The 25,510-nt window shown below is 62.5% G+C and carries 27 protein-coding genes; 15 read left to right on the top strand and 12 right to left on the bottom strand.

Going from position 1 to position 25,510, the window contains the following annotated elements; all coding sequences use genetic code 11:
* Positions 1 to 31: 31 nt before the first annotated feature.
* Positions 32 to 1,549: a CoA-acylating methylmalonate-semialdehyde dehydrogenase gene (locus H0W47_RS05920; protein WP_296921827.1), complete on the bottom strand. Its 1,518-nt coding sequence runs from the start codon at positions 1,547 to 1,549 to the stop codon at positions 32 to 34.
* Between the two features lie 118 nt (positions 1,550 to 1,667).
* Here H0W47_RS05920 and H0W47_RS05915 point away from each other — a divergent pair, with 118 nt between their 5' ends.
* On the top strand, positions 1,668 to 2,648 hold the full coding sequence (locus H0W47_RS05915; protein ID WP_296921821.1) for a LysR family transcriptional regulator: 981 nt from the start codon (positions 1,668 to 1,670) through the stop codon (positions 2,646 to 2,648).
* Positions 2,649 to 2,660: 12 nt separating this feature from the next.
* Here H0W47_RS05915 and H0W47_RS05910 read toward each other — a convergent pair whose 3' ends face one another.
* The 5 genes from H0W47_RS05910 to H0W47_RS05890 all read right to left on the bottom strand — a co-directional run bounded on the left by H0W47_RS05910 (position 2,661) and on the right by H0W47_RS05890 (position 7,942).
* Complete coding sequence (locus H0W47_RS05910) at positions 2,661 to 3,941, bottom strand: TRAP transporter large permease subunit (protein ID WP_296921819.1); 1,281 nt, start codon at positions 3,939 to 3,941, stop codon at positions 2,661 to 2,663.
* A 9-nt stretch (positions 3,942 to 3,950) separates the two neighbouring features.
* Positions 3,951 to 4,454: a TRAP transporter small permease gene (locus tag H0W47_RS05905; RefSeq protein WP_296921817.1), complete on the bottom strand. Its 504-nt coding sequence runs from the start codon at positions 4,452 to 4,454 to the stop codon at positions 3,951 to 3,953.
* 49 nt (positions 4,455 to 4,503) lie between these two features.
* The gene (locus tag H0W47_RS05900; RefSeq protein WP_296921815.1) at positions 4,504 to 5,892 is read right to left on the bottom strand and encodes an FAD-linked oxidase C-terminal domain-containing protein; all 1,389 of its coding nucleotides are present in this window, start codon (positions 5,890 to 5,892) and stop codon (positions 4,504 to 4,506) included.
* A 139-nt stretch (positions 5,893 to 6,031) separates the two neighbouring features.
* The gene (locus tag H0W47_RS05895) at positions 6,032 to 7,045 is read right to left on the bottom strand and encodes a TRAP transporter substrate-binding protein (RefSeq protein ID WP_296921813.1); all 1,014 of its coding nucleotides are present in this window, start codon (positions 7,043 to 7,045) and stop codon (positions 6,032 to 6,034) included.
* A 9-nt stretch (positions 7,046 to 7,054) separates the two neighbouring features.
* Entirely contained in the window at positions 7,055 to 7,942 is an 888-nt protein-coding gene (locus tag H0W47_RS05890) for a fumarylacetoacetate hydrolase family protein (protein WP_296921811.1), read from the bottom strand.
* Positions 7,943 to 8,057: 115 nt separating this feature from the next.
* Between H0W47_RS05890 and H0W47_RS05885 the strand changes: the two genes are divergently transcribed.
* The 7 genes from H0W47_RS05885 (at position 8,058) to creD (ending at position 15,117) form a co-directional block, all read left to right on the top strand.
* Positions 8,058 to 8,765: a GntR family transcriptional regulator gene (locus tag H0W47_RS05885; protein ID WP_296921809.1), complete on the top strand. Its 708-nt coding sequence runs from the start codon at positions 8,058 to 8,060 to the stop codon at positions 8,763 to 8,765.
* 325 nt (positions 8,766 to 9,090) lie between these two features.
* Entirely contained in the window at positions 9,091 to 10,245 is a 1,155-nt protein-coding gene (locus H0W47_RS05880) for an ABC transporter permease (RefSeq protein WP_296921807.1), read from the top strand.
* A gap of 136 nt (positions 10,246 to 10,381) precedes the next feature.
* Positions 10,382 to 11,170 carry an ABC transporter ATP-binding protein gene (locus H0W47_RS05875; protein ID WP_296921805.1) on the top strand — a complete coding sequence of 263 codons (789 nt, stop codon included), beginning with the start codon at positions 10,382 to 10,384 and terminating at the stop codon, positions 11,168 to 11,170.
* Between the two features lie 173 nt (positions 11,171 to 11,343).
* Complete coding sequence (locus H0W47_RS05870) at positions 11,344 to 12,297, top strand: MlaD family protein (protein ID WP_296921802.1); 954 nt, start codon at positions 11,344 to 11,346, stop codon at positions 12,295 to 12,297.
* On the top strand, positions 12,294 to 12,989 hold the full coding sequence (locus H0W47_RS05865; protein ID WP_296921801.1) for an ABC-type transport auxiliary lipoprotein family protein: 696 nt from the start codon (positions 12,294 to 12,296) through the stop codon (positions 12,987 to 12,989). The genes H0W47_RS05870 and H0W47_RS05865 overlap by 4 nt, the downstream gene beginning before the upstream one ends.
* On the top strand, positions 12,968 to 13,654 hold the full coding sequence (locus H0W47_RS05860; protein ID WP_296921798.1) for a cyclic nucleotide-binding domain-containing protein: 687 nt from the start codon (positions 12,968 to 12,970) through the stop codon (positions 13,652 to 13,654). The genes H0W47_RS05865 and H0W47_RS05860 overlap by 22 nt, the downstream gene beginning before the upstream one ends.
* A gap of 104 nt (positions 13,655 to 13,758) precedes the next feature.
* The gene (gene creD, locus H0W47_RS05855) at positions 13,759 to 15,117 is read left to right on the top strand and encodes a cell envelope integrity protein CreD (protein ID WP_296921797.1); all 1,359 of its coding nucleotides are present in this window, start codon (positions 13,759 to 13,761) and stop codon (positions 15,115 to 15,117) included.
* 26 nt (positions 15,118 to 15,143) lie between these two features.
* Here the strand turns inward: creD and creC are convergent, their stop codons facing one another.
* The 3 genes from creC to H0W47_RS05840 form a co-directional block, all read right to left on the bottom strand.
* Complete coding sequence (gene creC / locus H0W47_RS05850; protein WP_296921795.1) at positions 15,144 to 16,544, bottom strand: two-component system sensor histidine kinase CreC; 1,401 nt, start codon at positions 16,542 to 16,544, stop codon at positions 15,144 to 15,146.
* Positions 16,545 to 16,691: 147 nt separating this feature from the next.
* Complete coding sequence (locus H0W47_RS05845; RefSeq protein ID WP_296921793.1) at positions 16,692 to 17,372, bottom strand: response regulator; 681 nt, start codon at positions 17,370 to 17,372, stop codon at positions 16,692 to 16,694.
* 9 nt (positions 17,373 to 17,381) lie between these two features.
* Positions 17,382 to 18,014 (bottom strand): MarC family protein, encoded by a 633-nt coding sequence (locus H0W47_RS05840; protein WP_296921791.1) that lies wholly within the window; start codon positions 18,012 to 18,014, stop codon positions 17,382 to 17,384.
* 149 nt (positions 18,015 to 18,163) lie between these two features.
* Here H0W47_RS05840 and H0W47_RS05835 point away from each other — a divergent pair, with 149 nt between their 5' ends.
* The 3 genes from H0W47_RS05835 to H0W47_RS05825 all read left to right on the top strand — a co-directional run bounded on the left by H0W47_RS05835 (position 18,164) and on the right by H0W47_RS05825 (position 19,693).
* Positions 18,164 to 18,445 (top strand): type II toxin-antitoxin system RelE/ParE family toxin, encoded by a 282-nt coding sequence (locus H0W47_RS05835; protein ID WP_296921789.1) that lies wholly within the window; start codon positions 18,164 to 18,166, stop codon positions 18,443 to 18,445.
* An 18-nt stretch (positions 18,446 to 18,463) separates the two neighbouring features.
* Positions 18,464 to 18,775 carry a HigA family addiction module antitoxin gene (locus H0W47_RS05830; RefSeq protein WP_296921788.1) on the top strand — a complete coding sequence of 104 codons (312 nt, stop codon included), beginning with the start codon at positions 18,464 to 18,466 and terminating at the stop codon, positions 18,773 to 18,775.
* A 261-nt stretch (positions 18,776 to 19,036) separates the two neighbouring features.
* Positions 19,037 to 19,693, top strand: a complete 657-nt coding sequence (locus H0W47_RS05825; protein ID WP_296921786.1) for a hypothetical protein — start codon at positions 19,037 to 19,039, stop codon at positions 19,691 to 19,693.
* A 34-nt stretch (positions 19,694 to 19,727) separates the two neighbouring features.
* Here the strand turns inward: H0W47_RS05825 and H0W47_RS05820 are convergent, their stop codons facing one another.
* On the bottom strand, positions 19,728 to 20,474 hold the full coding sequence (locus H0W47_RS05820) for an SDR family oxidoreductase (RefSeq protein WP_296921784.1): 747 nt from the start codon (positions 20,472 to 20,474) through the stop codon (positions 19,728 to 19,730).
* A 93-nt stretch (positions 20,475 to 20,567) separates the two neighbouring features.
* Here H0W47_RS05820 and H0W47_RS05815 point away from each other — a divergent pair, with 93 nt between their 5' ends.
* From H0W47_RS05815 to H0W47_RS05800, 4 genes are all read left to right on the top strand, one after another.
* A complete protein-coding gene (locus tag H0W47_RS05815) occupies positions 20,568 to 21,170 on the top strand; it encodes a 2-hydroxychromene-2-carboxylate isomerase (RefSeq protein ID WP_296921781.1) in 603 nt (200 codons plus the stop codon).
* Between the two features lie 53 nt (positions 21,171 to 21,223).
* Complete coding sequence (locus H0W47_RS05810; protein WP_296921779.1) at positions 21,224 to 21,913, top strand: dienelactone hydrolase family protein; 690 nt, start codon at positions 21,224 to 21,226, stop codon at positions 21,911 to 21,913.
* A 47-nt stretch (positions 21,914 to 21,960) separates the two neighbouring features.
* A complete protein-coding gene (locus H0W47_RS05805; RefSeq protein ID WP_296921778.1) occupies positions 21,961 to 22,839 on the top strand; it encodes an amidohydrolase in 879 nt (292 codons plus the stop codon).
* A 133-nt stretch (positions 22,840 to 22,972) separates the two neighbouring features.
* The gene (locus H0W47_RS05800; protein ID WP_296921776.1) at positions 22,973 to 23,623 is read left to right on the top strand and encodes a glutathione S-transferase family protein; all 651 of its coding nucleotides are present in this window, start codon (positions 22,973 to 22,975) and stop codon (positions 23,621 to 23,623) included.
* Here H0W47_RS05800 and H0W47_RS05795 read toward each other — a convergent pair.
* The gene (locus H0W47_RS05795) at positions 23,620 to 24,360 is read right to left on the bottom strand and encodes a DUF72 domain-containing protein (protein ID WP_296921774.1); all 741 of its coding nucleotides are present in this window, start codon (positions 24,358 to 24,360) and stop codon (positions 23,620 to 23,622) included. The genes H0W47_RS05800 and H0W47_RS05795 overlap by 4 nt on opposite strands.
* Positions 24,360 to 25,505 carry a magnesium transporter CorA family protein gene (locus H0W47_RS05790; protein ID WP_296921772.1) on the bottom strand — a complete coding sequence of 382 codons (1,146 nt, stop codon included), beginning with the start codon at positions 25,503 to 25,505 and terminating at the stop codon, positions 24,360 to 24,362. The genes H0W47_RS05795 and H0W47_RS05790 overlap by 1 nt, the downstream gene beginning before the upstream one ends.
* Between the last annotated feature and the right edge of the window lie 5 nt (positions 25,506 to 25,510).

Genomic DNA, 25,510 nt, shown 5'->3' with positions numbered 1-25,510 from the left:
GCTACACGCAGTGAGCGACCGCGGGGGGCCATCACTTGGCGGTAGGCATGACAAACTCCGCCCCCTTGCCAATACTCTCGGGCCAGCGCTGCATGATGGACTTTTGTTTGGTGTAGAACCGCACACCTTCCTCACCGTAAGCATGCATGTCGCCAAACAGCGACTTCTTCCAGCCGCCAAAGCCATGCCAGGCCATGGGCACCGGAATCGGCACATTGATGCCCACCATGCCCACCTCGATGCGCCGGCTGAACTCGCGCGCCACATGGCCATCCCGCGTGAAGCAGCTCACCCCGTTGCCAAACTCATGGGCATTGATCAGATCGACGGCTTCCTTTAGATCTTTCACCCGCACACACGACAGCACCGGCCCGAAGATCTCTTCCTTGTAGATCTTCATCTCTGGTGTGACATGGTCAAACAGCGTGCCGCCCATCCAGAAACCGTTGTCGCAACCGCCGCCGGCTTGTTTACCGGCAAAGCCTCGGCCATCCACCAGCAGCTTCGCGCCTTCCTTGACGCCGATGTCGATGTAGCCGGTGATGCGGCTGTGCGCTGCCGCCGTCACGATGGGTCCCATCTCCGCCGCCAGGTTCTCCCCGTCCAGCACCTTCAGGGTTTTTGCACGTGCCACCAGCTTGGGAATCAGCCGCTCGGCAGCATCCCCCACCAGCACCGCCACCGAGATCGCCATACAGCGTTCGCCGGCCGAGCCGTAGCCTGCGCCTATCAGTGCATCGACGGCCTGGTCGATGTCGGCATCCGGCATCACTACCATGTGGTTTTTGGCCCCGCCCAGCGCCTGCACCCGCTTGCCGTGGTGCGCGCCGGTTTCGTAGATGTAGTTGGCAATCGGCGTGGAGCCCACAAATGAAATGGCCTTGACGTCCGGATGCACCAGCAGCGCATCGACCGCTTCCTTGTCACCCTGCACCACGCTGAACACGCCGTCGGGCAGGCCGGCTTGTTTCAAGAGTTCGGCGATGAACAGGCTGGGGCTGGGGTCAATCGGGCTGGGCTTGAGCACAAAGCAGTTGCCGGCGGCAATCGCCACCGGGAACATCCACATGGGCACCATCACCGGGAAGTTGAACGGGGTGATGCCGGCGACCACGCCCAGCGGCTGGCGCAGGGTCCAGTTGTCAATACCGGTGGAGACCTGGTCGGTGAAGTCGCCCTTGAGCAGTTGCGGAATGCCGCAGGCAAATTCCACGATGTCAATGCCGCGTGAGACCTCGCCCTGGGCGTCGGTGAAGACCTTGCCGTGTTCGGCGGTGATCATGTGGGCCAGGGTGTCTTTGTTCTGGTTGAGCAGTTCAAGAAACTTGAACATCACGCGCGCACGGCGGATCGGTGGGGTGGCGGCCCAGGCGGGGAAGGCGGCCTGCCCTGCGGCTACAGCAGCATCGACTTCGGCGGCGTTGGCCAGCGCTACCCGCCCTGTCACTGCCCCGGTGGCGGGGTTGAAGACGTCCTGGCTGCGGCCGGACTGCCCGGGGACCATGACGCCATTGATGGCGTGGCCGATGGCTGTCGCGTGCTGGTTCATATTTGGGCGACTCATATCATTCATTTCACAGACTCCATTGGGTAGTCCCCAAGATTAGCGGCCGAAGCCAGTGGGCGCAAGTTTGTATTTCTCAGTAGTGATATAAATACTTCTAATAATGGACATCCAGACCCTGCGGATTTTTGCGGCCGTCGCCCGGGAGGGCAATCTCTCGCGCGCTGCCGACAAGCTGGCCCTGACGCAGCCTGCCGTCAGCCTGCAGATCAAAGGACTGCAGGCTGCTACGGGCCTCACCCTCTTCACGCGCAGCGCCCAAGGCATGAACCTGACGCGCGACGGTGCGGCCCTTTTGCCGCTGGCTGAAAAAGTGTTGGCCGCGCAGGGCGACTTCAAAAACGCCGCCGCCAGCCTGCACACGCAGGTGCGCGGGCGGCTGCGCATAGGCACCATCCTCGACCCCGAGTTCACCCGGCTGGGGGCCTTTTTGAAGGTGCTGGTGGAAATGGCGCCCCAGGTCGAGACCGAGTTGCGCCAGGCTATGAGCGGTGAGGTGCTGGCCCAGATAGAACGCGGCGAGCTGGATGTGGGGTTCTATCTCGGCTCCCCAGGGCAAGGACCCGGCGGCGCCGTGAATTATGAGCCAAATCGGCCTCCAGCCCTTTCTGTACGGGCGCATCCAGCTATCAATTCAGTAGCAAGCCGGCAGGGCAGCGGGCAGCCGCTGTTTGCCGTGCGTGAACTGACCCACTTCACCTACCGGGTGCTGGCGCCGGCCGGTTGGGGGCCGCAGGTGCGCGGCAAGGGCTGGAAGGCGCTGGCTGCCCTGCCGTGGATTGCCACGCCGCCGGCCTCTGCGCACCACCGCCTGTTGGCCAGCGTGTTTGAGCCGCTCGGCGTCGAGCCGCACCGGGTGGCATTGGTGGATCAGGAGGCCTCCATGCTGGACCTGGTCAAGTCCGGCGTGGGCCTGAGCCTGGTGCGCGACTCGATCGCCATGCGCGAGTCCCATGCGGCCGGCCTGGTGATCGCCGATCAGGTCAGCCTGCAAAGCGTGCTGGGTTTTGTCAGCCTCCAGTCGCAGCGCCAGGCACCGGTAGTGGCCAGCGCCTGGAAGGCACTTGAAGCCGTCTGGGCGTGATGCGAGGGTGCTTTACCGCGTCAGGAATTTCAGCGGCACCATCACGAGCTGCGGAAAGACGATCAACAACAACAGCACGGTCATTTGCGCCAGCAAATAGGGCACCACGGCCCGGATCACCGGCTCCATGCGTTGCCGGGCCACCCCGCAAACCACATTGAGAACCGTTCCCACAGGCGGTGTAATCAGGCCAATGGCATTGTTCATGATGAACAGCACACCGAAGTAAACCGGGTCAATGCCGGCCATGCGCACAACCGGCATCAGCACCGGAACCATGATCAGGATGGTGGGCGCGAAGTCGAGCGCGGTGCCCACCACGAAAATCAGCCCCATGATCACCAGCATCAGCAGCATGGGGCTGTCCACCAGCGGCTGGAGCATGTCGGCCACCGCCATCGAAATGTTGGCAGCGGCGATCAGCCAGGCAGACACCTGCGCTGCGGCCACCAGGAACATCACCACAGCCGAGGTCTTGCCAGCGGTCAGCAGCAGGCTGTACAACTGGGAGACCTTCAGCTCCCGGTAGACCACGAAGCCAACGAACAGGGCGTAGAACACCGCGACCACCGCCGCCTCGGTCGGCGTGAAATACCCGGCTTTCAGTCCGCCGACGATGAGAATTGGCAGCAGCAGCGCCCAGGCGCCTGCGAAGGTGGCTTCCCAGCGTTTGCGGACGGGCAGCTTTTCCCCGCGTGGCATGTTGTCGCGCTTCGCCTGGAAGGCCCAGGTCAGCACCAGCGCCAGTGCCATCAAAAGGCCGGGAAAGATGCCGGCGATGAACAGCTTGGTGATTGAAATGTTTCCGACAACACCCAGCATCACGAACCCGATGGATGGCGGGATCACCGGTGCGATGATGCCGCCTGCGGCGATCAGTCCGGATGCGCGTGGCAGGTTGTAGCCGGCATTGCGCATCATCGGGATCAGCAGCGCGGCGACAGCGGCCGTATCGGCGATGGCAGAGCCCGACAAGGAGGCCATGACCACACAAGCGAAGATCGCCACGTAGCCGAGCCCGCCCTTGAAGTGGCCGACCCAGGCGCCTGCCACATCGACGATGCGCCGCGAGATGCCGCCCGCATTCATCAGTTCTCCTGCGAGCACGAAGAAGGGAATGGCCATCAGGGGGAAGCTGTCGGCGCCGGACAGCATGTTCTGCGCCATGATCTGCGCATCGAAAAAATTCATGTACAGCATCATGGCCATGCTGCAGGCCATGAGAGCGAAGGCGACAGGCACCCCGATGGCCATGGCCGCCAGGAGTGAGACAACAAAAATGGCGACGATCACGGGGCGGCCTCAGTCGCTGTTGGTGGTCGGTATCAACGAAGCCGGCGAGATCCGGCCCGTCAATAACTTGACGATATTGGCAAGGGTCAGGATGCCGATCGAGGCGGCGCACAGGTAGGCCACCGAATACACCACACTCAAGGAAATACCCGTGACCATACCGGTGTTGGCGACGTTGAGCGAATGCTGTCGCATCAATCCCCACAGAAGCACCGCACAGCAAAGCAGAACGATGAGTTGCGCCAGCAGCACCGCCGCAAACTGTGTCTTGCCCGACAGCCGGCGCACCACCATGTCTACGCCCAGATGCCCGCCTTCGCGCATCGCCACTATGGCGCCGAGAAAGGTGAGCCAGATGAACATGAAGCGCGACAACTCTTCCGAAGTGTTGATACCGGAATCGAAGAAGTGCCGCAACACCACATTGCCGAACACCATGACGCACATCGCCGCCAGGGCCAGCACCACGATCAGCTCAAGCGCCTTGTAGTACCAGTGAATAATTTTCTGCATGGGAGGGGTCCTGGTAGATGAGGACCGCTGGCCCGGTGGGCCGAGGCGGTCAGAACGCAAAGATTTTTCCGGGATTCATGATGTTATTCGGGTCCATCGCGTGTTTGATCTGCCGCATCACATGCACCGAAGCGCTGCCGAGCTCATCAACCAGAAAATCCTGCTTGTGCAGGCCTACGCCGTGTTCGCCGGTGCAGGTCCCGTCCATCGCCAGCGCGCGCGCCACCAGGCGGGCGTTGAGTTGCTCCGCAGCCTGCACCTCGTCGTGATTGGCTGCATCGACAAGCATCTGGACGTGGAAGTTGCCGTCGCCCACATGGCCGACGATGGGTGCGAGCATGCCCGACTCCTGAAGATCGCGGGCGGTTTCGTTGACGCATTCGGCGAGTTGCGAGATCGGCACGCACACATCAGTCACCACAGACCGGCTGCCGGGCCTGAGCTGCAGGGCCGCAAAGTAGATATTGTGGCGGGCCTCCCACAGCCTGGTGCGCTCCTCTGGGGTGCGCGCCCACTGGAATTGCGCGCCTCCGCCTTCATTGCAAATGTCCTGCACCATCTCGACCTGCTCACGCACGCCCGACTCGCTGCCATGAAACTCGAAGAACAGATGGGGTTGCTCGGGCAAAGCGGTCTTGCTGTAGGCATTGATGGCGCGGATGGCGACACTGTCCACAAATTCAACCCGTGCGAGGGGTACCCCGAGCTGGATCGACTGAACCACTGCCTGTACCGCCGTGTTGATATCGGGAAAAGCGCACACGGCGGCGAGGATGCTTTCAGGCAAGGGGTAGGTCCGCACAGTCGCCTCGACGACCACGCCCAAGGTTCCCTCGGATCCCACAAACAGGCGCGTCAGGTCGTAACCGGCGGATGATTTCTTGGCGCGCCGCCCGGTCTTGATGATCTCGCCGTCGGCTGTCACCACCGTGAGGTTGAGGACGTTCTCGCGCATGGTCCCGTAACGCACGGCGTTGGTTCCCGAGGCGCGGGTCGCGCACATGCCGCCGAAGCTGGCGTCGGCGCCAGGGTCCACAGGAAAGAACAGACCGGTGTCGCGCAGGGCCGCATTGAGCGCTTTGCGCGTCACGCCCGGCTGCACGGTCGCGGTCTGGTCTTGGTCATGGATGGCCAGCACCTGGTCCATCTGCTGCAAGTTCAGGGTCAAGCCGCCGCGAGCGGCCAGCGTATGGCCTTCTAGCGACGAACCCGCACCGTAGGGAACGATGGGGACGCGGTACTGCTGGCACAAGCGCACGGTGGCAACCACCTCGTCGGTGTTGCGTACAAAGGCCACCGCGTCGGGCGGCATGGCGGGAAAGATGGACTCGTCCCTGCCATGGTGCTCTCGCACGGCGGCACTGGTGGACACACGGTCGCCGAGCAGGGCCGTCAGGCGGACAAGAAAATCAGGAGCCAGGGGTGGATGGGTGGACATGGATGGATCAGGGCGGGAGATGGCGGGCGCCAAGCGCGCCCCGCGAAGAAAGAAATCACTGAACGCCGAACGTAGAGCGCTGAAGTGGCTGTGCAGGCCGCTGCCAGAGTCAGCAGGCCCGCACATCCAGACCATTCGCTTATTTTTTGGCGCGTACCCGAGCGATCTCGGTGCGGACCAGTGTCATGAACTCGGGGCCGATTTTTTCAAGATGCGGTGCGATCGCTGGCGGCACCCGATCGCGAATGGCCTGCAGATCAGCGGCAGAAAACTGCGTGACCTGCATGCCTTTGTCCTTCATGCCTTGCAGGGCGCTACCGGCCTCGGCTGCGGTGGCCTTGCGCTGGAAGGCCGTGGCGTTGGCGGCGGCGGTTGTCATCAGCTGTTTGTCGGCAGGCGACAGGCTGTCCCAATATTTTTTGGAGACGGCGAAGATCAGCGGCGAATAGACGTGGCCAGACAGCGTCATGTACTTCTGCACTTCATAAAAGCGCTGCGTGTACATCAGCACGATCGGATTTTCCTGGCCGTCGAAGGCTTTGGTTTCCAGTGCCACAAAAAGTTCGGACCACGGCAGCGGCGACGCATTGGCGCCTATGGCCTTGAAGGCGTCCAGTGTCAGCGGGTTGGGCTGCGTGCGCAGCTTCAGACCCTTCAGGTCATCGAGCGTGTTGACCGGCCGTTTGGAGTTGGTGATATGGCGAAAGCCGTTTTCCCACCAGCCGAGCACATGGATGCCGACCGCGCTGAGTTTGTCGTTGAGGTGTTTGCCGACCGGCCCGTCAAACACGGCGTGTGCTTCAGCTTCCGTGTTGAAGAGGAAGGGGACATCCTGAAAGCCCAGCTCCTTCACCTGGCCCAGCATGCCCAGGGCGCTGCCGGTGTAAAACTCCTGGACACCGCCTTGCAGCGCGCCCAGCATCTGCGGGTCTGGCCCGAGGGCCTGATTGGCGATGACGCTGGTCTTGATGCGGCCGCCAGTGACTTTTTCCATCTCGGCGGAAAACATTTTTGCGGCCTGGCCAGCCGGGTGGCTGTCGGCCATGCCGTGGCCGAAACGCGTGGTGCGCGCTTTGTCCTGGGCCATGGCACCCAGCGGTGCAATGGCCATCAGTGCGACTGCGGTGGCGGACAGAAATCGGTTCAGTTTCATGGTGTGCTTTCAGTGGTTGACAGTGGACGGGGCGGTGACTCTGCTCTGCACCTTGTTGCGCAGCAGGCCGATGCGTTCGATCTCGACTTCGCAGACGTCGCCAGGCCGCATGTACAGCTTCGGTTCGCGTGCGTGGCCGATGCCTGAAGGTGTGCCAGCGACGATCAGGTCGCCGGCTTCAAGCGTGAAGACCTCGCTGAGAATGACAATCAGGGACTCGACGTCGAACACCATGTCGTCGGTATTGGCCGACTGCACGGTCTGGCCGTTCAGGCGAGTCTCCAGCAGCAGGCCGCGCGCGCCTGGCGGCAGTTCGTCGGCAGTGACCATCCAGGGGCCGAAGGCGCCGGTGCCGTCAAAGTTCTTGCCCATCATCCACTGGGGCGACTTGAACTGGTACTCGCGGATGCTGCCGTCGTTGAAGACCGAGTAGGCCAGCACGTGCGAGAGGGCGTTCTCGCGGGCGATGTTGACGCCGCCCTTGCCGATCACCACCACCAGCTCGCCCTCATAGTCCAGGGTGTCCGACAGGCTGGTATGAAGCAGCGCGTCACCGTGGCCAATCACACTGGTGTTGAAGCGCGAAAACAGTGTGGGGTAGTCGGGTTGCTTGAAGCCGCTCTCTTCAGAGTGGTCCTTGTAGTTCAGCCCAACGCAGATAATTTTGGGCGGGTTGGCCACAGGCGCCAGGAACTGCACGTTGGCCAGGTCAATAGCGGCCTGGTGCGCCATGACCCCGGCGGCCTGCGCCAGCGCGTCGCCGCCTTTGCGGATCAGGGCGTCCATGGTGCCGGGATAGGCCTGCGAATCGGTGGTCGTGCCATGCCAGCTATCCGTCGCGGGGTCATGGACCGCCCACCCTTCCCGCCCTTTTGACAGGAATCGAACCAGTTTCATTATTTCTCCTTGAGTCAACCCTTGCGTGACGTTGCTCGTCAGGGGTGATATGTATAATTTATCAAATAATCTATTATTTATTACTTAGTACATACCCGATAAAATCCCATCAGCCATGCTGACCTCCAGTAAACCCACCCAAGCAGAAACTGTTTGCCGCCTCATCAGGGCTGAAATCCTCGATGGCCAGTTGCCCGCGGGCGCGAAGTTGAACATTGGCGCCCTGGAGAAAAGGTTTGACGTGAGCCTGGGTGCGATACGCGAAGCGCTGTCACGTCTGAGCGCTGAGGGCATGGTGATTGCCGAAGCACAGCGCGGCTATCGCGTGAGCCCGGTCAGCGGTGAGGAGCTGATGGACCTGACGCGCACGCGTGTCGAGGTCGAGTCGCTGTGCCTGGCGCAAGCCATGAAAAACGGCGACGTCGAATGGGAAAGCCGTATCGTCGCCGCCGCCCATCGCATGGAGCGGCTACAGGATTCGCCGGCCGATGCAGAAACGCGTGTGACCCAGGTCTGGAGCAACTCTCACCGGGAGTTTCACGAAGCGCTCGTCAGCGCTTGCCCCAGCCCGTGGTTGCTGCGCTTGCGCGCACTGCTGCATGAGCAAAGTGAGCGCTACCGCCGCCTGTCGGCGCCATTGGAGACAGACAAGCGCGATGTACGCGGTGAACACCGGCAGCTCATGGCGGCCGTGCTCAAGCGCGACGAAGCAGCCGCGTTGCGCGCCCTGGAGCAGCATTTTTTCTCTACCGCCCAGATCATTCTCAGATCCCCTCTACTGCGCACCGGACAAACCAGCACCCACGAGCCGCCGACCAGCTAAAAAGCATCGGCAATGCGCTCATGACACGTTCCCGCCCGGTCTCCTGGCCGGGGGCTGTATTCTCAATTTCCGGACGGTAGCTCGCCTTGCTGGTGAGCCGGCGCACCTTTCGTCCACCAGTCAATCCCATTGCCGCAAAGCGACTGCATCCCGATGTGTGCGGGCAGTCTGTAGGACAGGAGGCCCCAGTTTTGGCGCTAAATGCCTGTAGCCGCGCAGTGACCTGCTGCATTACTATCAGTTTCATTCACGCGGCGCCCCACACATCTGCGACAGGCGCCGGTCTTTTTTGTCTGACTTTCCCAGCGCGCGCACTATCAAACACATGTCATCTCCGGAGGAAAAAGCTGCAGGCGAATCCGCTCCGCACATCGATGTTCAGGAAGCGCCGGAAGGCGCGTCCTGCCTGGTGCTGGGCTTCTGGACTGGCGGGGAGTTGACGGCGCGCCCGGTCTGGGATGCGCTGACCGCCAGCCTGAAGGCCCAGGGCAGCGAAGCCGGCCGTGGCGTGGTCTGGGATTTGCGCCAGATGGATCAGCTTGACCACCTGGGTGCCCAGGTGCTGTGGAACCACTGGGGCCGGCAATGGCCCGAAAAAATCGAAGTCGAAGACGCCCAGCGCGCCGTACTGGAGCGCGTGGCCGAGTTCAGCGTGGACAGGCCTGCCACGCCAGCACCTGGCTTTAAACAGGCTTTTCTCAATCTCGGTGAAGGCCTGATCGAAGTATTTCATCATTTCACCGACCTGGTGGCGTTGGTCGGCCGGCTGATGCTCAATCTGGGCAAGCTGGCCAGGCGACCGGGCGATGGCCCGTGGCGCGACCTGTCGGGACACCTGTATCACATCGGTGCCACTGCCTTGCCGATCACTGCGCTGGTAGGTTTTCTCATCGGCGTGGTGCTGGCTTACCTGATTTCGCAGCAGCTCAAGCAGTTTGGCGCCGACGCCTTCATCGTCGACATTCTCGGCATTTCCCTGATTCGCGAGCTGGGGCCTGTGCTGGCCGCCATCCTGATTGCGGGGCGGTCGGGGTCGGCCATTACAGCGCAGATCGGCGTGATGCGGGTGACTGAAGAGCTGGACGCCATGCGGGTGATGGGCATTGCCCACAGCTACCGCCTGGTGATGCCGCGCGCGCTGGCGCTGGCGGTGGTCATGCCACTGATCAGCGCGTGGACCACCGTAGCAGCGTTGATTGGCGGCATGCTGGCTGCCGACCTGGCCATGGGCATCACGCCCTCGTTTTTCATCAACGCATTGCCAGCTGCGGTAGATGCATCCAACCTCACGCTGGCGACTGCCAAATCGGTGGTCTTCGGCGTGCTGATTGCGCTGATCGGCTGCCACTTCGGCCTGCGCGTCAAGCCGAACACCGAAAGCCTGGGCCAGGGCACGACGGCATCCGTCGTCACGTCGATCACCGTGGTGATTCTGGTGGATGCGCTGTTTGCGGTGCTGTTCAAAAACATTGGAATCTGAACATGACCCCCACGCTCCCCCACTGCGTGTGGGTCGCTGCCCCCAGGGGGGGGGCGCTGCGCCTGCGGTCTGGCAAAGCCAGCCCCGCGGCCCCTGTTTGGTTCAAGAGTGACAGCGCTAATATCAGGAGTGCGCGATGAGTGAGGTGATCGTCGACATCTCAGGCCTGTCCACCGTCTTCACCAACAGGGACAAGCAGTCGGTGGTGCACAAGGATCTGGACCTGACGATACATCGCGGCGAATTTTTGTCGCTGGTTGGCGGCTCGGGTACTGGCAAGACAGTGCTGTTGCGCCAGATGCTGGGGCTGGAGCAGCCGACTGCCGGCGACATCACGGTGCTGGGCAAACCCGCAGCAGAGCTAAGCAAACGCGGCGCGGCACAGCGCGTGGGCATGCTGTTCCAGCAGGGCGCGCTGTTCTCGGCCTTCACCGTGCTGGAAAACATCGCCTTCCCGCTGCGCGAGCTCAAGACCCTGCCGAACTCGCTGATTTACGAGGCGGCCATGGTCAAGCTGCAGATGGTCGGGCTGGCGCCCGAACACGCCGACAAGATGCCCAGCGATTTGTCGGGCGGTATGGTCAAGCGCGTGTCGCTGGCCAGGGCCCTGATCATGGACCCGCCGCTGTTGCTGCTTGACGAGCCGACGGCTGGCCTGGACCCGGACAGCTCGGACAGCTTTTGCGCGCTGCTGCGCGCCCTGCACAAGGGCATGGGCCTGACGGTGGTGATGGTCACCCACGACCTGGACACCCTGTTCGAGCTCAGCACCCGCATCGCCGTGCTGGCCGACCAGAAGGTGATTGTCAGCGGCCCACCGCGCGACGTGATTGCCTTTCCGCATCCCTTTATCCGCAACTTCTTCCTGGGCGAACGCGGGCAGCGCGCGATGGAGTTGCTGCGCGAATACCCGTTTACTGTTTGATGCATGACTGCAAATTCATTTTTTGGGCGAACTGCGGCGTTGCGCGGTGCTCGCAATCCTCATGTACCTGGGTACATTCCGGTTGCTGTGCTCCGGGCGCCTTGCATTTCATCCCAAAAATCTGAATTTTCAGCCATGCATCGCCACAGCTACTAGATAGAGAGGTTTTTAAAATGGAAAACAAAGCCCATGCCATCGCCGCCGGCGCGTTTGTGCTGGTGGTTGCCGCCTTGCTGGCGGTGCTGGCCGTCTGGCTGACGCGCGACGACGGTGAACGCAATCTTTATGAGCTGTCCACGCGTGAAACCATCTCCGGCCTGCAGCCGCAGGCGCAGGTGCGTTTTCGCGGCGTGCCGGTCGGCAAGGTTGAATTCATCGGCTTCGACCACAAGATTGCCGGCAATGTGCTGATCCGGATCTCGGTCGAGATCGGCACGCCGCTGACCCAGTCCACTTTTGCGTCCATCAGCTCGCAGGGTGTCACCGGCCTGGGCTTCATCCAGCTGGAAGACGACGGTCCCTCCACCGTGGCGCTGGTAGCCAACGACGACGACCCGCCGCGCATCCCGCTCAAGCCCGGGCTGCTGGACAAGCTGCTGAAGAAGAGCGAGGTCATCATGAACCAGGTCGAGGCCGCCAGCACCCAGCTCAACAAGCTGCTGGGCGACGGCAACCAGCAGGCGCTGATGGGAGCGGTCAACAATTTCAGCCAGGCGGCTGACAGCATCAACAAGGTGGTGCTCAAGATGGAGCCGGTGGTGGCCAGTTTGCCCAAGCTGAGCCGGGAAGCGGGTGCAACCATGAAGTCGCTCAAGACTGCGGCCGACGATGTGTCAACAACCGCCAACAGTGTGACAGCCACCTCTGATCGACTGAACGCCAAGGGCGGACCGATCGACAAAGTTGCCGAAGGCACTGCCGCACTTGCGACCACCGTGGAGACCTTCAGTGCCACGACGCTACCGCGCGTTGCCGAGGTGGCCGAGGAAACCGCCCGCGCCATGCGTCAGCTGCGTCGCACCGTCAACTCGGTGGACGACAACCCGCAGTCGCTTATTTTTGGCAACGGCCCGCCTGTACCAGGCCCAGGCGAAAAAGGCTTTATCCCTCCCGGAGGAAAACCATGACCTGCTTATTTGCTATGAATACAGGAGCAACATATGCCCGTAAATCAAGGGCTGGAGGCCGATTTGGCTTGATGTTGTCGCTGGCCCTGTTACTGGGCGCCTGCTCGGCCCTGCCAGACAAACCATTGCGCGCCGCGCTCTACGACTTCGGGCCCGGTGCCATGGTGTCCATGCCCGCTACGCGACAGGCACCTCTGGCACCGATTGCACTGGCAGAGATCACAACGCCCGGTGGCGTGCTCGACAATCAGACCGTGCTTTACCGGCTGGCTTATGACGATGCGCAGCAACTGCGCCCGTACGCGCAGGCGCGCTGGAGTATGCCGCCGGCGCAGTTGATCCGCCAGCGCCTGCGCGACACGCTGGGCCGCACGCGCGCCGTGCTCAACGCCGGCGAAGGCCCGGCGCTGAATCGCAGCGCCAATCAAGGCGTGTTGCCGCGCGTGCTGCAGCTCGAGCTTGACGAGTTCAGCCATTTCTTTGAGTCCCCGGCCACCAGCGTGGGACTGATCCGCCTGCGAGCCACCCTGGTGGAAGCCACGCCCAGCGGTGAAAAGCTGCTGGCCCAGCGCAGCATCACAGTGGTGCGCCCGGCGCCTAGCACCGATGCGCCCGGCGGCGTGCGCGCACTCACCGCCGCGACAGACGCCGCAATCGAAGAGATAGCGACATGGCTGCAACAGATCCCTTGAAGCCCGACGCCGCAGGCGGCGCGCCCCAGGAGCGCAGCGCAGAGCCGGCCCAGGCAAGCCCGGCCCCCCCGGGTGGCGTTCGACAAACTGAGAGCGAACCGAACACCGACGTGGGGGCCATCTCACTGGAGCAGAAGCTGCAGGATGCCGGGCTGGAGCTGCTGGGCAACTGCCAGAAGATGTCCGGGCGCGGGCCTGGCCTGCTTGAGCATTCGGCGATTCTGGAAGATTTCACACCGCAGGAGCTCGACACCCTGGGCGAGTCCATGCTGCTGGTACGCGCGCAACCGGGCCAGGTGCTGCTCAGCGAAGGCGACCAGGGCGACTGGATGCTGTTGTTACTCAGCGGCACGGTGGACGTGACCAAGTCCACGCCGCCAACGGACGACGAAGCCCAGTCCAATGAAAGCTTTTCCCGCCTGGGTGTGGCCACCGAAGGCGCGACCCTGGGCGAGATGTCCATGTTTGACCGCGACGTGCGTTACGCCACTTGCACCGCCATTGACGTGGTGGAGGCCGCTGTGCTGAGCCGCGCCGCCATCGGCCAGTTGATCCGCCAACACCCCGGTGTAGGCGCCAAACTGGTCGTCAAGATCACCCAGCTGTTGGCCCAGCGCCTGCGCAACACCAGCAACCGGATGGTCAAAATGCTGCAAAAAGAGTAGTTTTTCCGCCTGACTTCACACCGGCTTCACACAGCGGATCTTTCTCCCTGCTGGCTTCACCGTCGGTTTGCACACTGTCTTTCGTCATCAACGAAAGGATCCACGTGAAGTCAAAATTGATATCCATCGCCCTGGTGCTTGTCTTGCTGGTCATTGCACTGCTACAGATCAGTGCGGTGGTGCATGACCGGCAGCTGTACCGCAACATCGCGGTCCAAAGTGTGGCGCAGAGCCTGGCTGGCGCGCAGACGCTGACCGGGCCCCTGATCCACATGGCCTGTACGGAAGAGTGGGAAAGCCGGACCGACAAGGAAACGCGTCCCGAGCGGCGCGAGTTTCATCTGGTGGCCACCCCTGCGCTGCTGTCGATCAAGGGAAGCAGCGAACTTGAGCCCCGTGCAAGGGGGCTGCATGCAACGCAGGTATTCAGCCTCAAGGCACAGGTGGTCGCGCAATGGACAGACACCGAAGCGCTCAAGCCGGTCGCCCAGCATGGCGGCTCACGCATGAGTTGCGGCCAGCCGCTGCTGATGATGGCAGTCTCCGATGCCCGGGGCATCCGGCACGCCAGCGCGAAGGTCGGCGACCAGCTTCTGCCACTCAAGCCAGGCACTTTTTTTGGCCGTTATCCCCGCGGCGTCCATGTTCCCCTGCCGCCCGCCCTGGCGCGTGCCCAGCCGCTGCAGGCCGAGTTTCAGCTGGAATTGGTCGGCACACAAAGTATCTCTGTCGTGCCACTGGGCGGCGACACGCAAATGCAACTGAGCTCCAACTGGCCCCACCCGAGCTTTGGCGGCCAGTTTCTGCCTGTCGCGCGAAAGATCAGCGATCAGGGATTTGAAGCAAACTGGCGGGTCAGCGCGCTGGCCAGTACGGCGCAGCAGGACATGGCCAGCAACGGCGGCGCTGCCGAAAAGAGAGCGTGCGCGCCGTCCGACGACGGAACGCCGGGCAGCGGATGCGTCGAGGCTTTCAGCGTCACCTTTGTCGATCCGGCCAACACCTATGCCCTGAGCGATCGCGCCACCAAATATGGCCTGCTCTTTATCGGACTGACCTTTCTTGCGGTCGGCCTGTTCGAGTTCATGAAAGCCCTGCGTGTGCACCCGATCCAGTACTTTTTGGTGGGCGCGGCGATGAGCATGTTTTTCCTGCTCCTTGTCAGTCTCTCTGAGCACATGCGGTTTGACGTCGCCTATGTGATTGCCTCGTCGTCCTGCGTGCTTTTGCTCGCCTATTACGCCAGTCACATGCTCGGCAGCTGGGCGCGTGGCCTGCCTTTCGGGCTGGGCATCGCGGTGCTGTACGGCATGCTCTTTGTGCTGTTGCAGATGGAGCAGACCGCTCTGGTGGTGGGCGCCGTGGCCTTGTTCGTCGTGCTGGCCAGCATCATGCTTCTGACTCGCCGTATCGACTGGTACGCCCGCTTCCGTAACAGCGAACCTGCCAAGGCTGTCACATGATGCGTGTGCCCGTCACTTTTGTTGCCTCAGAAGTGCAACTCCACCCTGAGTCCGGGGCTGGTGTTGCGCACGACCATCCGGCCGCCATGCAGCACCATGATTTGCCGCACGATGGCCAGCCCGAGGCCAGAGCCTTTGGTTTGCCCGTCGGGGCGCACTGTGGAGAAAAATCGCTCCCCCAGTCGGGGCAGGGCAAAGTCCGCCACGCCGGGCCCTGCATCCTGAACGGCGACGAAGTTGTGAGATGCCTGCACAGTGATGGTGGAACCTTCCGGCGCGAACGAGCGGGCGTTTTCCAGAAGATTGCCCAGCGCCAGTGCCAGCAAGCCGGGTTCGGCGTGCACGCCGGCGCGTTCGGGGGTCACGGTCACCTGCATAGCGGGTCGGGTCTTGTGCAGCAGGCCACCGGTGGCAAGTGGCTGGAGCACATCAAGCCAAAGGAGATTCTCGCGTTGGACCTGTGCATGACGTTGCTCCAGCTTCGTCAGCTCGAGCATGCGATCCACCAGCGCCTGCAGGCGAGCGGACTGCGTGAGCACCTGCCCCGAAAACTCGCGGCGCGCGTCTTCGGGCAAGTCGTCCTGGAGCAGCTCACCGGCACCGCGAATCGCCGCCAGCGGGCTCTTCAGTTCGTGCGTCAATGCGCGCACGTAGCCCTCGATGTACTCATGGCCCTCGAGCTTGAGCCGCATGGCATCGACCGCCAGCGCGAGCTCGCCGAGTTCACCGGGTATCTGCGGCACCGGGGGTTTGCCGCCCTCGCCGACGGCATGGGCATAGTGGCGCAGCTTGCGGATGCTCCACACCACCCAAAGTGTCACTGCCACACCGATGACCAATGACAGTGCAAGCAGCAGCAGACCGCGCAGGAGGATCTTGCGCTCGGCCCGGTCAATGAACGCCTGGATGGTGGACATCGGTTTGGCCACCGTCAGTACGCCTATGGTCTTTCCGCCCTGCTGCACCGGAGCGGCGACATACATCACGGAGGTGCGGTCGTCGTGCTGGACCTCGCGGGTGGCGCGGGCGCCGTATTCGCCGCGCAGGGTGAGGGCGACATCGCGCCAGCGCGAATAGTCCTGGCCAATGGCCGCGCTGTTTTCCGAGTCGAATACGACGGTTCCCCGGATGTCGGTGACGTATACCCGGAAATCCAGCGACTGCTTGGCCATTCCCCAGATGCGAACGTCGACGGGCCGGCGGGCGTAGCCCTGAACCTGCTGCGCGAAGCGCCCGGTTGCCATGCTGCCCGCAGCGAGATCGTCGCTGGCAAGTTCGGCCAGGATATTGGCCGTGTCCACCATCATGTCTTCCATGACCTCGCGCACGCTGGGCCGCACCTCGGTCATGAAAACCCGCAGCACAAAAAAAGCCGCCAACCCTGTCACCAGAAAAAAGCCGAAGAGCAGGCGTATGCCTAGGCGCATTTCAGTTGCTCAGTGCGCTATGCGCAAACGCGTGAAGCTGGCACGGCGCAATACCAGCAGACGCCGCGGAACTGGCTTCGCCAGGCCGCAGGCGTCGCCCCCTGCAGGGGGGGAGGCGGCTACACGCAGTGAGCCGCAACGGGGGGGTCATATTGAATAACCCATGCCGCGATGCGTTGCGATGTAATCGTGCCCTGGGGCGACCTCCTGCAATTTGGCGCGCAGTGTCTTGATGTGGGTATCGACCGTCCGGTCCATGCGGTCCGAACCGCTTCCCCAGACCGCGTGCAGAAGTTCTTCCCGCGACCGGATGCGGTTGCGGTGCTGCAGCAAGTCAGACAACAAGCCGAACTCACGCCGCGTCAAGGCCAGCACACGCCCATGCAGGCTGATGCGCTGGCCGGCTATGTCGATGTCGAAGGGTCCGGTATCTGAAGAACGCCTCTGGACTGGTGCCTGCATCTGGGCGCGCCGCAGCATGCCACGTACTCGGGCCAGCAACTCGCGTGGGCTGAAAGGTTTGCTCACGTAGTCGTCGGCGCCGAGCTCAAGGCCGAGGACGCGGTCGATTTCTTCTCCATGAGCGCTCAGTATCAGCACCGGCAGGCCGCCGGCGGCGCGGACCTCCCGGCACAGGTCGAGTCCGTTGCCATCGGGCAAGCCGATATCCAGGATCAGCATATCCGGGGGGCGCAGGTCCAGCTGCCTGCGGGCATCGCCGAGGAGCAGGCTGTGCGTGACCGTCAGGCCCCCTCGCTCCAGCGCGAAAATGATGGACCGGGCAATGGCCGGGTCGTCTTCGACAAGCAACACCCTGGCTCCGGCCATCCTGTGCCTTCAGCGCGCCAGGATGGGAAACAGCTTGACCAGCCCGCCGGTCATCACCTCGATGGCCAAGGCCGCCAGAATCAGGCCCATCAGGCGGGTCATCACGTTGATGCCGGTTTTGCCGAGCACACGCGCAATCGGGTCAGCCAGCGCAAAACACGCGGCCGTCGCCAGCCCGATCACCACGCCGTAGCCGACCAGCGCGGCCAGCTGCAGGGCGTTCTGGGCTTTTTCAGCGTAGATCACCACCGTGGACATGGTGGCCGGGCCCGTCAGCAGCGGAATGGTCAGCGGTACCACCGCGATGCTGGCGCCCATGGCCGCTTTCTCGGCACCATCTTCCAGCTCGTGGGTTTGCGCCTTGACCTCGGCCGGCTGCGCGTTGAGCATGTTCATCGAGCTGATCAGCAGCAGCATGCCGCCGCCGACCTGGAAGCTCGCCAGCGAGATGCTGAAAAACTCCAAAATCTGCAGACCCAGCAGCGCACTGGTGGCAATCACCAAAAACGCGCTGAATGACGCAGTGACGATGGTGCGGCGCCGCTGCGCGGTGGAAAAGCCCTGCGTGTAGTGGATAAAAAACGGCACGATGGCCAGCGGGTTGACGATGGCCAGCAGGGTGACGAGAGGTTTGAAATCCATAGAAGTTTCTTTTACGGCTCGTTCGTCAAATGACGGCTTGAACGACGTCGTTATACCTCAAGCGGCCGAGAGTTCAGCAAAGAATCGGGCTATAGCTATTGAAATCGGTCAGGGGTTGTATGCTGTAACGATACGCGATACAATCCCACATGATCAAGACGTTCAGGCACAAGGGGCTGAAAGCCTTTTTCGAGAAAGGGAGCATGGCAGGCATTCAGGCCGCCCACGCCCCAAGACTGGCCGCCATGCTGCGACGCCTGAACGAAACGACCAACGCCCAAGGTATGAATCTGCCAGGCTGGGGATTGCACCCGCTGAAAGGGCGCGACCTGAAAGGGCATTTTTCGGTTTGGGTGAACGGCAACTGGCGCATGACTTTCACCTTTGACGGCACGGATGCTGTGCTGGTGGATTACCAGGACTATCACTGAGCAACTGGAGTAACGAAGATGGCACGCATGTTTAACCCCCCGCACCCTGGCCTGACGCTGCGCGACGATGTGTTGCCTGCGCTAGGGCTGACCGTGACCGAGGCAGCGCAGCAGCTTGACGTTTCCCGCGTGGCGCTGTCCCGCGTGCTCAATGGCCGTGCCGCCATTTCGCCTGAAATGGCCCTGCGCATCGAGGCCTGGCTGGGTGTTGCGCGCGGCGGCGAGGCCCGTTTGTGGTTGGCAGAGCAAAGCGCCTACGACGTGTGGCAGGCCGCACAACGATTCAAGACTGCGCCCATGCAGGTTCAACCCGCGCCGATGGTGGCCTGAAACCGTTTGCGCCGCTGCCGCAGTTGATGTTTTCGTAATTCAACAGACTGCGTCGTTCGGTCTGAACTTCCCGCCGTACAGCTAACAATGAGTTCAGCTGAAATCTGCGGTGAGTGCTGATTTTTATCAGCCTTTCCAGATTGTCAAAATGAGAGAAGAGATATTGACTGTCAATGATTTAGCGCAACGTTCAAGCGCCGCTTTCTGTTGGATTGGTGGTTTTATACCGCAGAGTGTGCGGTATAGATTGCGTGAGTCTCCATGAAGTTGCGGCGTGACGATTTCGACCATATGTTCGCGCAATATCGAGAACATCTTCGCACCGAGATTCATCGTTTCTGCGATTGCGCATCTGTGTATCGCCAGATTAGCGACCGAACGAAAGATCATCTGGCCGAACTCAATTTGGCACCGGCGTTCTTTCGCACGATTGAGGGCGCCCTGTTCACGACGATTGTGCTATGGGCTGACAAACTGTTCGATGAACGCGGGGAGCGCGGTCTGTTCAACTTCCTTACCTTCGTTGAATACAACCGAGAGTGGCTCACGACGAAAGAGCTCCAACGTCGACGCGGCTACCCCGACGACCACTGGATGTTGCAGAATCGAATACCGATCACCTTGGAATCGATTGAGGAAGACCGATCAAAGATACGTTCTCTATCTGCTTTGAAGAGCATCCGGATTCGACGGGATAAGTTTCACGGGCACTTCGACAAGGACTACTTCTTCGACCGGGCGCGCCTTCAAAATGAAGCGCCCATTCGGTGGCAGGAGCTGGATGACGCAGCTGAAGTTATGGGTAATGTCATTAACGATTACTCTGTAGACTTCGACGGCAATATGTTCTCGTGGAAGACTATGAACGTCGCTGACCTGGGAGTGCTCCTTCAGGCAGCAGCAGGGAGACGGCGATGAATAGAGCCGGCGCTTGCAGCTCCTAAACGCTTACCTACCTGCCCCCCGCCACATCCACCATGGCCCCCGTGGTGTAACTGGACTCTTCCGACAGCAGCCACACAATGGCGCGTGCCACTTCGTCGGCGCTGCCCGCGCGCTGCATCGGAACCTGCGGCGCCAGGTCGCGCGCGCGGTCGGGCAGGCCACCCGAAGCGTGGATCTCTGTCTCGATGATGCCGGGCCGCACAGCATTGACGCGTATGCCTTCGGCTGCGACCTCTTTGGCCAGGCCGATGGTGAAGGTGTCCACCGCGCCCTTGGCCGCCGCGTAGTCCACGTATTGGCCCGGCGCGCCGAGCCTCGCGGCAGCGCTGGAGACGTTGACAATCGCGCCGCCTGCGCCGCCGTAACGTGTGCTCATGCGCTTGACCGCTTCCCGCGCGCAGACCATGGTGCCAATCACGTTGATGTTGAACATGCGCTTGAGGCGTGCCACGCTCATGCCGTCCACCCGTTCGGTGCGGTCCACCACGCCGGCGTTGTTGACCAGCGCCGTGAGCCGGCCGAGTTTGGCGTCGACTTTTTCAAACATGGCCAGCACCTGGGCCTCATCGGCCACGTCGGCCTGCACCGTGATCGCCGTGCCGCCGCCCTGGCGAATCTGGCGCACCACCTCGTCGGCAGCAAGCGAATTGGCGCTGTAATTGACGGCGACGGTGTAACCCTGACGCGCGGCCAGCAGCACGGTGGCGGCGCCAATACCGCGCGAGGCGCCAGTGATCAAAACAATCTGGGACAAATCCGGCCTCCAGCAAAAAAGGGCAATCCCGGTTACAACCGGGGACCAAATCAATGTACATCAATCGGCTGCAAAGCCCACAGGAGACGCCCCTTGAGCATCAGCATCGACTACTACTTCACGCCGCAAAGTCCCTGGACTTATCTGGGCCACGATCGTTTTGTGCGGATGGCTAGTGCAGCCGGTGCGGCGGTGCGAGTGCTGCCGGTGGACTTTGGCAAGATTTTTCCGATCTCCGGCGGCTTGCCGCTGGGCCAGCGTGCGCCGCAGCGCCAGGCCTACCGGCTGGTAGAGCTGCAGCGTTTCAGCGAACACCTGCAGATGCCGTTGAACCGGCAGCCCAAATTTTTCCCGGTGGGCGGCGACCCGGCAGCGCGGCTGATCATGGCCGTAGACCAGCACGACGGCAGCACCGCAGCGCTGGCCTTGGCGGGTGCCATTTTCCGCGCGGTATGGGCAGAAGAGCGTGACATTGCCAGCGAGCAGGTGCTGGCGGAGATTCTTCAGGCCGCTGGCCGCGACCCGGCCCGGCTTGCGCAATCGAAGGGCCCCGACATTCAACAGACTTATGAGGCGCACACGCAGCAAGCCATAGCTGCAGGCGTCTTCGGCGCGCCCAGTTACGTTGTGAACGGGGAGATCTTCTGGGGCCAGGACAGGCTGGACTACTTGGAGCGCCGGCTCGCGCGCGGCTGACTTGTCAGCAGCCGTCACTGAATTTGCAACCCTTCCATAAACAGGAGACACCCATGGCCAATTTTATCGACCTCCAGTCCGCCGACGGATTCTTATTCCCAGGCTATGTAGCTGAACCGGCCGCCAAGCCCAAAGGCGCCGTGGTGGTGCTGCAGGAGATTTTCGGCGTCAATTCGCACATCCGCTCTGTTGCTGACGGGTATGCGGCTGCAGGCTATCTGGCCGTTGCGCCCGCTACCTTCCACCGCGTCAAGCCGGGCGTTGACTTGGACTACACCGACGCTGACATGAACGCCGGTTTTGCACTCAAGACTGCGGTGGAAGCACTGCCAGCGCCCGGCGTTTTGCAAGACATCCAGGCTGCCATCAACCACGCGGCGCAAACCTCAGGCGGCAAAGTCGGCATCGTCGGTTTCTGCTGGGGCGGCCTGCTGACCTGGCGCGCGGCCTGCACGTTGTCCGGTCTGTCGGCGGCTGTGCCTTATTACGGCGGCGGCATGACAGCCGGTGACGAGCCGGCGCGCCAGCCGGCCTGCCCGGTGATGGCCCACTTCGGCAACCAGGACCACTGGATTCCGCTGGACACCGTCGAAGCCTTCAAAAAGGCGCAGCCCGGTGTCGAGGTGCATGTATACGATGCCAACCACGGTTTCAACTGCGACCAGCGCGGCTCGTACAACGAAGCAGCAGCCAAACTTGCCAAAGAGCGCACGCTCGCGTTTTTCGCCCAACACTTGGCCTGAGCATGGTTTGCGGTCGGAATTTCAAGCATTTTTGGCCCTCAGCCCTTGTGTGGCGGGCGCAAGCAGCTATTATTTTTGTAGCGTTTTCGGCGCTGGCACAAGCGGCTGATTACAGCGGACCGCTGTTCGACGCCCACCTGCATTACAACGAAGAGGCTTGGGATGGCCGGGCCGGACCACACGGCCCCGCCGATGTGCTGGCGCGCATGAAACGCAACGGGGTCAGGGCCATCGTCGCCAACTCGCGGCCCAACGATGGCACCAAGGCACTGGCCTCCATGGCCGAGACCAAACAGGCCGGTGTGACGGTGGTGCCCTTCATCCGCCTCTACCGCAACCGCGCGGACTACGACAACTGGTTCCGCGACGAGACGATTTACGAGATGGTGCAGGCCGAATTCGCGCGCGGCGTCAGCGGCGCCCAGGCCGGGCCGTACAAAGGCATTGGCGAATTTCATTTGTATGACAGCGCCAATGCCAACGGGCCGGTGGCGAAGAAGCTGATGCAGTTTGCCGAGAAAAACAAGCTCGCCATCCTGGCGCATGTGGACGACGTGGCGATTGATTTGCTGATGGCACATGCCCCTGGCGCGCGGCTGATCTGGGCGCACACGGGTATTGGCGGCGCACCGGCTGCGCGCGTGGACGCGCTGTTCGCGCGTTATCCGACCTTGATGGGCGAGTTGTCTTACCGGCCTGGCCTGACGTGTGACAGTGGGACGCTGTGCCCCGAGTGGCGCGCCTTGCTGCTCAAGTACCCGTCGCGTTTCATGATCGGTTCGGACACCTGGGTCAACCAGCGCTGGCAGTATTACGACGAACTCATGAAGGGCTACCGCGCCTGGCTGGGGGACCTGCCCCCCGATGTGGCACGCAAGATCGGCTGGGACAATGGTGCGAGCTTGTTTGGCGTTGCCAAGCCATAAACGGTTCAATGCACTTCCCCGAATTTTCAAGCAGGGGCCGCGGATCTGGCTCTGCCAGTCCGCAGGCGCAGCGGCCCCATCGAGGGGCAGCGACCCACACGAAGTGGGGGAGTGTGGGGGCACAATATCGGCCATGATGCATCTGCACTACTACCCCAGCACCGCAGCCATGGTGCCGCACATCCTGCTCGAAGAAATCGGCCTGCCTTACCAGCGTGTGCTGGTGGACCGCACGCAGAATGCGCACAAGGCGCCGGACTATCTCCGCCTCAACCCGAACGGGCTGATGCCGGTTCTGGTCGATGGCGATCTGGTGCTGTATGAAACCGCCGCGATCTGCCTGCACCTCAGCGACAAGCATCCTGGCGCCGGGCTGGTGCCACCGCTGGGTAGCGTGGAACGTGCGCATTGCTACAAATGGCTGATGTGGTTGACCAACACGCTGCAGGCGACGCTGATCGTTTATTTCTATCCGGAGCGATCGGTGGCCCCGGGCAACACGGCCGGTGCGGCAGAGGTCAAAGCGCAGGCCGAACTGAAAATCGGCGGCATGCTGGATCAGCTGGACGCCGAACTAGCCCGCCATGGCGGGCCCTGGTTTGCCGCCAAAGACTACAGCCTGCTCGATGCCTATGTGTTCACCCTGTGCCGCTGGACGCGCAATTTCGCTTCGCCTGCCGCGCGCACGCGGCCGCAGCTCGGGCCCTACCTGCAGCGCATGCTGGACCGCCCTGCGGTGCAACGCGTGTTGGCGGCGGAAGAACTCTCCCCGCCCTTTGTCTAGCGTTCAAGCAGAGTCTGGAGTTCCAGCGCGTTGCTGACCGCAGCGCCTGACGCGGTGTTGTCGAAGATGCACCAGACGTCGGCGCCGCATTCCGCCGCCTCGCGCAGTTTCGCGGCCAAGGCCTGCAGCAGCGCGGGAGCGTAAGACGAGTAATACATGCGCGGCGAGCCATGCAGCCGCAGGTACACCAGGCCGGGCCACCCGCCCGGCGCGCTGCCTGCGTCATGCAACACCGGGTCGGCCAGTACGCGGCCAATGCGCTGCCTTTTCAGCAGGGTATCGGCTTCTGGCGTGAACCAGCTCGCGTGACGGGGCTCCAGCGCGACCGCGCCCGCATGGCGCTTGCGCAGGCTGGTGAAAAACCCGACAGCGGCTCGCTTGTCGAAAGCCAGGCTGGGCGGCAGTTGCACCAGCAGGCAGCCCAACGAGTCGCCCAAGCCCGCCGCTTGCAGCAGGAAATCGTCCAGCAATGCGCCGCAGTCGCGCAGCCGCTTTTCATGCGTGATGGTTTTGGGCAGCTTGACTGAAAAACGGAAGCCCGGCGGCACGCTGCCTGCCCAGCCCGCATAGGTGGCCGGCTGGTGCGGCCGGTAAAACGAGGAGTTGATTTCTGCAGCGACCAGACGACCGGCGTAGCGCTCCAGATGTGTCCCGGCCTCGGGAAACTGTGGCCAGCTTTCGCGCGGCAGGCTCCAGCCGGCGCAAGCGATGCGTAATGTCGCCGCCCCGCCTGGCATCAGTGCCGGGTCCTGGCCAGATACTGCTTGCGCCAGAACACCATCACCACCACGATGCCCAGCAGGATCATGAAGCCGGCCACCCACCAGAAGCCGGCGGCCGTTTGAATCAGCGGCAGGAACTCGAAGTTCATGCCGAAAAAGCCGGTGATCAGGTTCAGCGGCAGGAAGATGGCGGTCAGCGCGGTCAGCGTGCGCATGATGTCGTTGGTGCGATTGCCCTGCGCGCTGAAGTGGATCTGCACCACGGTTTCGGCCGATTGCTCAAGCCGGCGCGCATGGTGCACCACCCGTTCGATATGTTCGATCACATCGCGCGCCCGCGCCACCATCTGGTCACGGCGCGTCTGCGCAAGCTGGGCATCGGCGGCAAAGGACGACATCGGCTGCTCGCGCAATGAGTCCAGCCACTCCTGCATCGCGTCGTGCTGCTCGTCGCACAGGTCTTCCAGCACATGCAGCTGGCTGCGCGCGCCCATCAGCGAGCCCCAGTTGATAAAACGCGAATTGGGCTTGAGCAGCTCGCCCTGCCAGTGCTCGAGCTGTGTCGTGAGTTCTTTGCGCACGTCGAGGTAGCTGTCCACCATGGCATTGACCATGCGCAGCACCAGATCGGCGGGGCTGGACGGAATGCGGCTGCGCGCCGACACGGCGTTCACACTGAGCCTTGCGTCTGTCAGGGACCGCTCGATGAAACTTTTGGCGGTGTAGCAGCCGCGCGGGTGCACGCTGATCAGCAGCCGGTCAAACATCACAAACCCGACGGCGCGCGAGCTGATGCGGTTGAAGGCTGGCAGGCTGCCACCCGGTTTGCTGTGCGCCTGGCCGCGCTTGGCCTGGGCCGCAGTCTCATCTTCGACCTCGGCGCGTGTTTCATCCGGCGTGGCCAGCCGCCGGAAGATGACCAGGTCGTAAATCGAGGTGAAGTCGTAGTGCGAGGGGTGAAGCGCGTTGCGCAGATCCTGGCAATGCAGGTCCAGCAGGGCCGAGCCGCCGAGCTGCTGAGCCGCCTGCTGCAGCAAGGCCTGGTGGCTTTCGAACTCCTCGCGGTCAACAAACACCCAGACAAAACCGTCGGTCGGTGCTTTGGCGGGCAGGCTGTCTGAAAAGCGCAGGCTGTCAGCGGTGAATTCAACAATTTGCACGGCGT

It is taken from the genome of Polaromonas sp. (assembly GCF_013817205.1).
Taxonomy (GTDB): Bacteria; Pseudomonadota; Gammaproteobacteria; order Burkholderiales; family Burkholderiaceae_C; genus Polaromonas.
Note: the sequence above shows the minus strand (reverse complement) of the source record. Positions and strands in the feature narration are given on the sequence as shown.

Excerpts from the sequence above, each read along its gene's own strand:
- H0W47_RS05800 (WP_296921776.1), top strand. The coding sequence starts at position 22,973 with ATGATGCATCTGCACTACTACCCCAGCACCGCAGCCATGGTGCCGCAC.
- H0W47_RS05880 (WP_296921807.1), top strand. The coding sequence starts at position 9,091 with ATGTCATCTCCGGAGGAAAAAGCTGCAGGCGAATCCGCTCCGCACATC.
- H0W47_RS05845 (WP_296921793.1), bottom strand. The coding sequence starts at position 17,372 with ATGGCCGGAGCCAGGGTGTTGCTTGTCGAAGACGACCCGGCCATTGCC.
- H0W47_RS05915 (WP_296921821.1), top strand. The coding sequence starts at position 1,668 with ATGGACATCCAGACCCTGCGGATTTTTGCGGCCGTCGCCCGGGAGGGC.
- H0W47_RS05900 (WP_296921815.1), bottom strand. The coding sequence starts at position 5,892 with ATGTCCACCCATCCACCCCTGGCTCCTGATTTTCTTGTCCGCCTGACG.
- H0W47_RS05810 (WP_296921779.1), top strand. The coding sequence starts at position 21,224 with ATGGCCAATTTTATCGACCTCCAGTCCGCCGACGGATTCTTATTCCCA.
- H0W47_RS05870 (WP_296921802.1), top strand. The coding sequence starts at position 11,344 with ATGGAAAACAAAGCCCATGCCATCGCCGCCGGCGCGTTTGTGCTGGTG.
- H0W47_RS05905 (WP_296921817.1), bottom strand. The coding sequence starts at position 4,454 with ATGCAGAAAATTATTCACTGGTACTACAAGGCGCTTGAGCTGATCGTG.
- H0W47_RS05835 (WP_296921789.1), top strand. The coding sequence starts at position 18,164 with ATGATCAAGACGTTCAGGCACAAGGGGCTGAAAGCCTTTTTCGAGAAA.
- H0W47_RS05890 (WP_296921811.1), bottom strand. The coding sequence starts at position 7,942 with ATGAAACTGGTTCGATTCCTGTCAAAAGGGCGGGAAGGGTGGGCGGTC.
- H0W47_RS05830 (WP_296921788.1), top strand. The coding sequence starts at position 18,464 with ATGGCACGCATGTTTAACCCCCCGCACCCTGGCCTGACGCTGCGCGAC.
- creC (WP_296921795.1), bottom strand. The coding sequence starts at position 16,544 with ATGCGCCTAGGCATACGCCTGCTCTTCGGCTTTTTTCTGGTGACAGGG.
- H0W47_RS05865 (WP_296921801.1), top strand. The coding sequence starts at position 12,294 with ATGACCTGCTTATTTGCTATGAATACAGGAGCAACATATGCCCGTAAA.
- H0W47_RS05860 (WP_296921798.1), top strand. The coding sequence starts at position 12,968 with ATGGCTGCAACAGATCCCTTGAAGCCCGACGCCGCAGGCGGCGCGCCC.
- H0W47_RS05885 (WP_296921809.1), top strand. The coding sequence starts at position 8,058 with ATGCTGACCTCCAGTAAACCCACCCAAGCAGAAACTGTTTGCCGCCTC.
- H0W47_RS05875 (WP_296921805.1), top strand. The coding sequence starts at position 10,382 with ATGAGTGAGGTGATCGTCGACATCTCAGGCCTGTCCACCGTCTTCACC.
- H0W47_RS05840 (WP_296921791.1), bottom strand. The coding sequence starts at position 18,014 with ATGGATTTCAAACCTCTCGTCACCCTGCTGGCCATCGTCAACCCGCTG.
- H0W47_RS05795 (WP_296921774.1), bottom strand. The coding sequence starts at position 24,360 with ATGCCAGGCGGGGCGGCGACATTACGCATCGCTTGCGCCGGCTGGAGC.
- H0W47_RS05895 (WP_296921813.1), bottom strand. The coding sequence starts at position 7,045 with ATGAAACTGAACCGATTTCTGTCCGCCACCGCAGTCGCACTGATGGCC.
- H0W47_RS05825 (WP_296921786.1), top strand. The coding sequence starts at position 19,037 with ATGAAGTTGCGGCGTGACGATTTCGACCATATGTTCGCGCAATATCGA.
- H0W47_RS05920 (WP_296921827.1), bottom strand. The coding sequence starts at position 1,549 with ATGAACCAGCACGCGACAGCCATCGGCCACGCCATCAATGGCGTCATG.